This window comes from Burkholderia sp. Bp8963, from assembly GCF_003854275.1.
Lineage (GTDB): Bacteria > Pseudomonadota > Gammaproteobacteria > Burkholderiales > Burkholderiaceae > Burkholderia.
Window position 1 is genome coordinate 102,077 of sequence record NZ_QTQP01000027.1, and the last position, 6,928, is coordinate 109,004.

Consider the following 6,928-nt stretch of genomic DNA (forward strand, 5'->3'; position numbering starts at 1 on the left):
TAACATGACAAATCGACGCGAAGTGCCAGGTATCAGGAAGTACGACGGGCCCGCCGGCGGTTGGGGCGCGCTTCGCGCCACGGCCGATGCCGTCAGGACCCAGATGGACACCTTCGAGGCGCCCGTCATCCTGATGCGAACGAACCAGCCCGACGGTTTCGACTGTCCCGGCTGCGCATGGCCCGACAAGGAGCACAAGTCCACGTTCCAGTTCTGCGAAAACGGCGCGAAGGCCGTCACGTGGGAAGCGACGACCAAGCGCGTGCCGCCCGAGTTCTTCGCGGCGAACACGGTGTCGTCGCTGTTGCGCATGTCGGACTACGAACTGGAGAACATGGGCCGGCTCACGCACCCGCTCGTCTACGATCGCGCGACCGACACGTTCCGCGCGGTCGAATGGGACGACGCATTCGCGCGCATCGGCGAGGTGCTGCGCAGCCTTTCACCGGAGCAGGTCGAGTTCTATACGTCAGGGCGCGCGTCGAACGAGGCCGCGTACCTGTACCAGCTGTTCGCGCGCGAATACGGCACCAACAACTTCCCCGACTGCTCGAACATGTGCCACGAGCCGACCAGCGTCGGGCTGCCGCAATCGATCGGGATCGGCAAGGGCACGGTGTCGCTGGAGGACTTCGACAAGTGCGAGCTGATCATCGCGATCGGCCACAATCCCGGCACCAACCACCCGCGGATGATGGGCACGCTGCACGAGTGCTCGCGGCGCAACGTGCCGATCATCGTGTTCAATCCGCTGCGCGAACGCGCGCTCGAACGCTTCGCGGACCCGCAGGACATGATCGAGATGGCGTCGTTCGGCTCGACCCGGATCGCGTCGACGTACTTCCAGGTCGACGCGGGCGGCGACGCGGCCGCGCTCAAGGGGATCATGAAGGCGCTGCTCGCGCTGGATGCCGAACAGGGCAACGTGCTGGATCGCGCGTTCATTGCGGCGCACACCGAAGGCTTCGACGCGTTCGCGGCGGACCTGGAAGCGACGCCGTGGGACGACATCGAGCGGGCCAGCGGCCTCAGCCAGGCGCAGCTCGAACAGGTCGCGCTCGCGTATGCGAAATCGAACGCGACCATCATCACGTACGGGATGGGCGTCACCCAGCACAACAAGGGCACGGCCAACGTGCGCCTGATCGCCGACCTGCTGCTGATGCGCGGCAATTTCGGCAAGCCCGGCGCGGGCATCTGCCCGCTGCGCGGCCACTCGAACGTGCAGGGCAACCGCACCGTCGGCATCACCGAAAAGCCGTCCGCGGATTTCCTGAAGAAGCTCGAGGACGTGTTCGGCTTCACCCCGCCGCAACACCACGGGCACGACGCGGTCCAGACGATGCAGGCGATGATCGACGGCACCGCCAAGGCGCTGCTGTGCCTCGGCGGCAATTTCGCGGTGGCGCTGCCCGATCCCGAGCAGTCGTTCCCCGCGATGGGCAAGCTCGACCTGAGCGTGCATCTCGGCACCAAGCTCAACCGCTCGCACCTGCTGGTCGCAAAGGAGACCTACATTCTCCCGGTGCTCGGCCGCACCGAGCTCGACGTGCAGGCGGGCGGCCCGCAATCGGTGACGGTCGAGGATTCGATGTCGATGGTCCACGCGTCGGCCGGCAAGCTGAAGCCCGCGTCCGAGTTCCTGCGCTCGGAGCCGGCGATCGTCGCGGGAATCGCGCACGCGACGCTGCCGAACAGCAAGGTGCAGTGGCTCGACGCGATTGCCGACTACGACCGCATCCGCGACATGATCGACCGGACGATTCCGGGCTTCGAGGCGTTCAACGAACGCATCCGCACGCCGGGCGGCTTCCGCCTGCCGCTGCCGCCGACCGAGCGCGTATGGCCGACGCCGACCGGCAAGGCGATGTTCTCGGTGTACACGGGCGTGAAGGAAGACGCGGACGTGCTCGGCGCCGAGCAGGTGCTGCGGCTGATCACGCTGCGCAGCCACGACCAGTACAACACGACGATCTACGGGCTGGATGACCGCTATCGCGGCGTGTTCGGGCGTCGCGACGTGCTGTTCATGAACCCGGCGGACTTCGCGAAGTACGGGCTCGAGCACGGCGACCTGGTCGACATCGAGACGGTCACGCCGTCGGGCCGCACGCGGCGCCTCGAGAAGATCACCGCGATCGAGTACGACATCGCGCCGGGGTCGGTCGGCGCGTACTATCCGGAAGCGAACGTGCTGGTGCCTCTCGACTACATCGACAAGGAAAGCGGCACGCCGTCGTACAAGTCGGTGCCGGTTCGGGTGACGCGCTCGGCTATCGTCTGACGGTGGGTGGCTCGCGGCAGTCGTTCATGCCGCGAGCCGCCGATAGCAAAATGCCCGGGCCGCGGTCAGTATGGCCCAGCGCATACGGGCTAGACGGGTGAGCGATCTGCAAGAGCCAGCAGCGCTTCACCCTTGGCGATAGCCCTTTGAAAGGCATCTCGCTGCGTAACCCTGCCGACATACTCCAGGAAGGCGTCACGCTTAGGCAGCGTCTCGAGCCCCAGACCCCAGCCGATATGCGAACCGACGTAGACGTCAGCAGCAGTGAATCGCTCTCCGGCAATGAAAGTGCTTGAACGCACCGCGCGTTCGAGTTGATCCACCGTGCGCTCATAGCTGCCGTGGCCGAAAAAGAACTCCTGCTCCGCAGCCGGCACGAACCCGGCTCGATGGTTGGTGATAGCCTGCTCGACCGGCCCCGCCGCGAAAAACATCCACCGGTAATAATCAGCCCGCTCCTCCGCCGTGGGCGCCAGCCCCGCATCCGGGAAGGTTTCGGCCAGGTACGCGCAGATTGCCGCACTCTCGGATATCACCCGGCCGTCATGCACAATCGCCGGCACCTTGCCCATCGGGTTCACTTCCGTGAAAAAGCGACTGCGCTCGTCGAGAATGCCGTACGAACGCGCGAGCGCTGCGCCGCCCCATCGATCCGCCTCGCTGGAGCGTTCGTAATCGAGCACAACCGTTTCGTACTCGCACCCTACCTCTTCGAGCATCCAGTGCACAATGCGGCCGCGGGAGTTGGGGTTGGTATAAAACGTCAGTGGCAATGTCCCGCTCTTCCGAACCAGATCTTCTGCTTCGTTACTCTTTCTCGCCTGCATGGTTACGCTCCTCCGGACATTCCGCCCGCTACATGGATGACGAGAGAAAGATAAAACAATGGTCGCATGGTCGCATCGACTTGACACGCCAGATAACTTGCGGAGTACGCCAATCGCGAATACAGTGCGATCCATTGCGCGATTGCAGGCGAAGGTTGCTCTCAAATCCTTCCTGAGCGGACGGCCTCCTCTATCCTGCACAGGCGCAGCGAAGGATTCCTTCGCGTTCGCCAGGAATCTTCGATGTGGGTGGGGACCAGGCAGTCGAAGCCCTTGATTGCACATGGCGCCATCGAATGGAAACTCAATGAAAGATGTTCGTGGGGACCGCTGCAAAGTGCCAGAATCCTTCTGGCGAGCCGTCGAGCTGCAAGGATTGCGTTCTGAGGCGGTCCTGAGGGCGGCCGATCTTCCTGTCGTGCTCCGCCACGATGCAGCGGCAAGCATCAGCACCACCCAGCTTTTCGCAATCTGGCGTGCCATCGAATCACTGTCAGGTGATGCAAGCTTCGGCATCAAGATGGTCCGTGACACCAGCACCGCAACGCATAAGCTTGCGTTCCTCGCCGCGACCTATGCCGAAAATTATCGTGATGGTCTGGCGAGGGTGATACGATTCAAGCGGCTTTGCAGCCCCGATAAGCTCCATTGCGACGAGAAGAACGGCCGGGTCTCAATCACGATCGAATGGCCGCCGGGCTCTGAGCCGGAGCCTGATCTTTCAGTCGATGCCAGCTTTGCAATGCTGATTGAGTTGGGGCGGCGCGGAACGGGTCAAAATCTAAGCCCAGTCGCGGTTGAGTTCAAGCGGGCTCGCCCCGTTACGGACTTCCACGGCGCCTACTTCAACTGCCCGATCCGCTTCGGCGCGGCACAAAACCGGTTCGTTCTGGCTTCCGCCGATCTTGACCGCCCGTTTATCAATCACAACCCGGAGCTCTTGCATATGCTTGCACCCGCGCTGGCGCAAGCGATGGGTGAACTGGAAGCGGAAAGCACCTTGGTTGAGCAAATCAAAACGGTGCTCAAGCGGGTTATGCCGAGTGGCCGTCCCGAGATCGCCAGTGTCGGGCGAGAGCTCGGCATGAGCGAACGCACTTTACAGCGTCGGATCACAGCGGAAGGCACGACGTTCCGTGCGCTCCTCGGCGATGCTCGTCAGGAGCTTGGCATGCAACTGCTGTCGGACCCTGCTTTAGCTATCCAGGAAGTGGCTTGGCTCTTAGGGTACCAGGATACAAACTCGTTCTACCGTGCCTTCCGGGAATGGGCGGATACCACGCCAGGGAGATGGCGTCAATTGAAACGACGATCAGCAAATAGCGGAAAGCACCTCGGTTGAGCAAATCATAAGCGATGGCTCTGGCTACCTCGTGCTGCACTGAGCAGATGACTTTCGAACGCAGGTAATTTGGAATGACGACTACATTCGACGAGGCGACAACGGCGGCGATCGCCGCGTTTGCCCAATTGGATTTCTACACGGCTGTGCAAGCGATGCGCGCCGAGGCCGATTACGACCGCGAACGAGATCAGTGGATCTCGCGCTATATCGACGAGCACGGCGACGGCGCGGACGATGCAACATACGATGCGTTGCACGCGCAGGCCCAGGCAACCCCGGAATACGCGCAGTTCGTCGATGCGGTTCGCCGGGAAATCCTGGAGTACTTCGGCGTGACCGACGATCAACTGGACTGGATGGTCCTGCTGCGCAATGACGACAGCGATGAGCTTTGGGCGGAAGTCAACCGGCGGCGGAGCGCGCTGGGAACCGGTGAAGTGCGCGGAGATCTCTGACCGTTGCTTGCCATTGGGGTCTCAAGTCGTGCCGGGTGCGGGGATCTGGGCGCCCTTACTGCCATTCACCCGGATGACAGATCACCCAACCCGGATGGTAGCTATCCATGTCCGTATGACCCCAGCACCAGCCGTGCTGGTGAATGGTCTTCATCAGTTGTTCGCGTTGTGCGCAGGCGCTTCCCGGAGCATATTGCCCGTCAGGCAATAGTCCCGGTGCCGGGCCGTTCCGGCATTTGTCATCGACCGCTTCTTCCTGATGCATCAGTGCCTGGACGGCGGGTGGAATGGTGCGCGCCAACGTGGCCTTGTAGTCGATGCAGGCTGGCGCCTTGGGATCGTTGGACTTGCGGGCACATTTGGACTGGAGTTTGTCGATGTTTCTCGATACTTCTGGCGGGTACGTCTCGGCGTGCGCTGTAGCAATACATCCAGCCAGCAACAGGCAGGCGGCGGCAAGTGATCTGATCAAAATCATTTCGCGTAGGGCACGATGCGTTCGGTAGCTCAGGAACGGGCGAATTATGGCATGCGCGCGTTTTCAACGGCCCGGCCAGCGCCGCGCGTCAGGTCAACTGGTAGGTGTCGCTCGGCGCGACTTCCTTCGGAATCTCGTTGCCGCACAGTTCGAGCACCGAGCGCTCGATCGTCCGCGTGATCGCGTCGAGCGCCAGCGCATTCGGCGCGAGGCCGAACGGTTCGGCGACTTCGTTGGCGATCGCCTCGAGCGCGATCAGCGTATACGAGATGAACACGCAGATCAGCGGCGTGAAGAATTCCGTCGAATCGACGAGACCGAACGGCAACATCACGCAGTACGCATAGACGGTGCGATGCAGCAGCACGCTGTACGCGAACGGAATCGGCGTCGACGCGATCCGTTCGCAGCCGCCGACCGCGTTGCCGAGATGATTGAGCTGCGCGTCGAACATCCAGCGCGTCGTGCCTGCGTCCGGCGCGCGCGCCAGCAGCCGCGTCAGGTTGCCGCGAATCTCGTCGAGCAGCGCGACCGGCTTGTAGCTTTTGCGGGCGAGCGCGTCGGTGCGCTCCCGCCCGAGGATGCGCGTCAGGTCTTCGGCCGGATCGGTGTGGCGCAACTGATGCTTCAATGCGTAGACGAACGCGATCAGCAGGTCGGTCGTCTGGTTGCGCATGGCATCGTCGACGTGCTCGGGCAGATAGTGCCGCATCTGCGACGTCAACGCGCGTGACGCGATCAGCACGTCGCCCCACAGGTGCCGCGCCTCCTTGAAGCGTTCGAAGCTCGCGTTGTTGCGAAACGCGAGGAAGATCGCGAGCGCGAGCCCGAACAGCGTGAACGGCGCGGTGTTGAGCGGAATCTTCTCCCCGAAGATCCGGCCGTTCGTGAAGACGGCGGTCGTGCTGACGATCGCCATGAAAACCAGCTGCGGAATGATCGATTGCAATACCGAGCCGTTCCATACGAACAGCATCTGCAACCAGTTTTGTTTCGGTCTGACGATCATGATGTGTCTCTGCGGGCCGCGTTGCCCCTGCATAACGAAACCGGCCCCGCAGGGCGGGGCCGGATTGATGGCGTCGCGGAACCCGCCGCTTCTGCGCAGGTCCCGCCACGATGCCTGCGCCCGCCGGCGTCAGTGGTGGTAACCCTCCCCTTCCCGCACCTTGCCGCGAAACACGCGGTATTGCAGCCCGTTGTAGACGAGGATGATCGGCAGCACGATCACCGTGCCGACCAGCGCGAACAGCTGGCTCGACGGGCTCGACGACGCATCCCAGATCGTCAGCGACGGCGGCACGATGTTCGGCCAGATGCTGATGATGAGGCCCGTGTAGCCGAGGAAGCACAGCGCGAGCGTCAGCAGGAACGGCGTCGCCTCGTGCTGGCGCCGCACCGTATGGAAAATCCCCCACACGCAGACGAGCACCAGCACCGGCACCGGCAGGAACCACACGAGGTCGCCGCTGCCGAACCAGCGATGCGCGACGGCCGGCAGGCCGATCACGGTCCACAGACTGACGACGCCCATCACGC

The 6,928-nt window shown here is 63.0% G+C and carries 7 protein-coding genes; 3 read left to right on the forward strand and 4 right to left on the reverse strand.

Annotated features, from left to right (window positions below):
• Window positions 1-4: 4 nt before the first annotated feature.
• Complete coding sequence (locus DID96_RS22460; protein WP_124601460.1) at window positions 5-2,284, forward strand: FdhF/YdeP family oxidoreductase; 2,280 nt, start codon at window positions 5-7, stop codon at window positions 2,282-2,284.
• An 89-nt stretch (window positions 2,285-2,373) separates the two neighbouring features.
• On the opposite strand, the gene DID96_RS22465 is transcribed toward DID96_RS22460, so the two are convergent.
• Entirely contained in the window at window positions 2,374-3,111 is a 738-nt protein-coding gene (locus DID96_RS22465; protein ID WP_124601461.1) for a glutathione S-transferase family protein, read from the reverse strand.
• A 307-nt stretch (window positions 3,112-3,418) separates the two neighbouring features.
• Between DID96_RS22465 and DID96_RS22470 the strand changes: the two genes are divergently transcribed.
• Both DID96_RS22470 and DID96_RS22475 read left to right on the forward strand, forming a co-directional pair.
• On the forward strand, window positions 3,419-4,453 hold the full coding sequence (locus DID96_RS22470; protein ID WP_185732330.1) for an AraC family transcriptional regulator: 1,035 nt from the start codon (window positions 3,419-3,421) through the stop codon (window positions 4,451-4,453).
• A 74-nt stretch (window positions 4,454-4,527) separates the two neighbouring features.
• Complete coding sequence (locus tag DID96_RS22475; protein ID WP_124601462.1) at window positions 4,528-4,911, forward strand: ATP-dependent protease; 384 nt, start codon at window positions 4,528-4,530, stop codon at window positions 4,909-4,911.
• 55 nt (window positions 4,912-4,966) lie between these two features.
• Here the strand turns inward: DID96_RS22475 and DID96_RS22480 are convergent, their stop codons facing one another.
• The 3 genes from DID96_RS22480 to DID96_RS22490 form a co-directional block, all read right to left on the reverse strand.
• Window positions 4,967-5,389, reverse strand: a complete 423-nt coding sequence (locus DID96_RS22480) for a hypothetical protein (protein ID WP_124601463.1) — start codon at window positions 5,387-5,389, stop codon at window positions 4,967-4,969.
• 88 nt (window positions 5,390-5,477) lie between these two features.
• Window positions 5,478-6,398, reverse strand: coding sequence for a bestrophin family protein (locus DID96_RS22485; RefSeq protein WP_124601464.1), 921 nt, complete (start codon window positions 6,396-6,398; stop codon window positions 5,478-5,480).
• Window positions 6,399-6,527: 129 nt separating this feature from the next.
• Window positions 6,528-6,928 (reverse strand): cytochrome d ubiquinol oxidase subunit II (locus DID96_RS22490; protein ID WP_185732331.1); only part of this gene is annotated, 401 nt, incomplete at its 5' end.

Excerpts from the sequence above, each read along its gene's own strand:
- DID96_RS22475 (WP_124601462.1), top strand. The coding sequence starts at position 4,528 with ATGACGACTACATTCGACGAGGCGACAACGGCGGCGATCGCCGCGTTT.
- DID96_RS22465 (WP_124601461.1), bottom strand. The coding sequence starts at position 3,111 with ATGCAGGCGAGAAAGAGTAACGAAGCAGAAGATCTGGTTCGGAAGAGC.
- DID96_RS22460 (WP_124601460.1), top strand. The coding sequence starts at position 5 with ATGACAAATCGACGCGAAGTGCCAGGTATCAGGAAGTACGACGGGCCC.
- DID96_RS22480 (WP_124601463.1), bottom strand. The coding sequence starts at position 5,389 with ATGATTTTGATCAGATCACTTGCCGCCGCCTGCCTGTTGCTGGCTGGA.
- DID96_RS22485 (WP_124601464.1), bottom strand. The coding sequence starts at position 6,398 with ATGATCGTCAGACCGAAACAAAACTGGTTGCAGATGCTGTTCGTATGG.
- DID96_RS22470 (WP_185732330.1), top strand. The coding sequence starts at position 3,419 with ATGAAAGATGTTCGTGGGGACCGCTGCAAAGTGCCAGAATCCTTCTGG.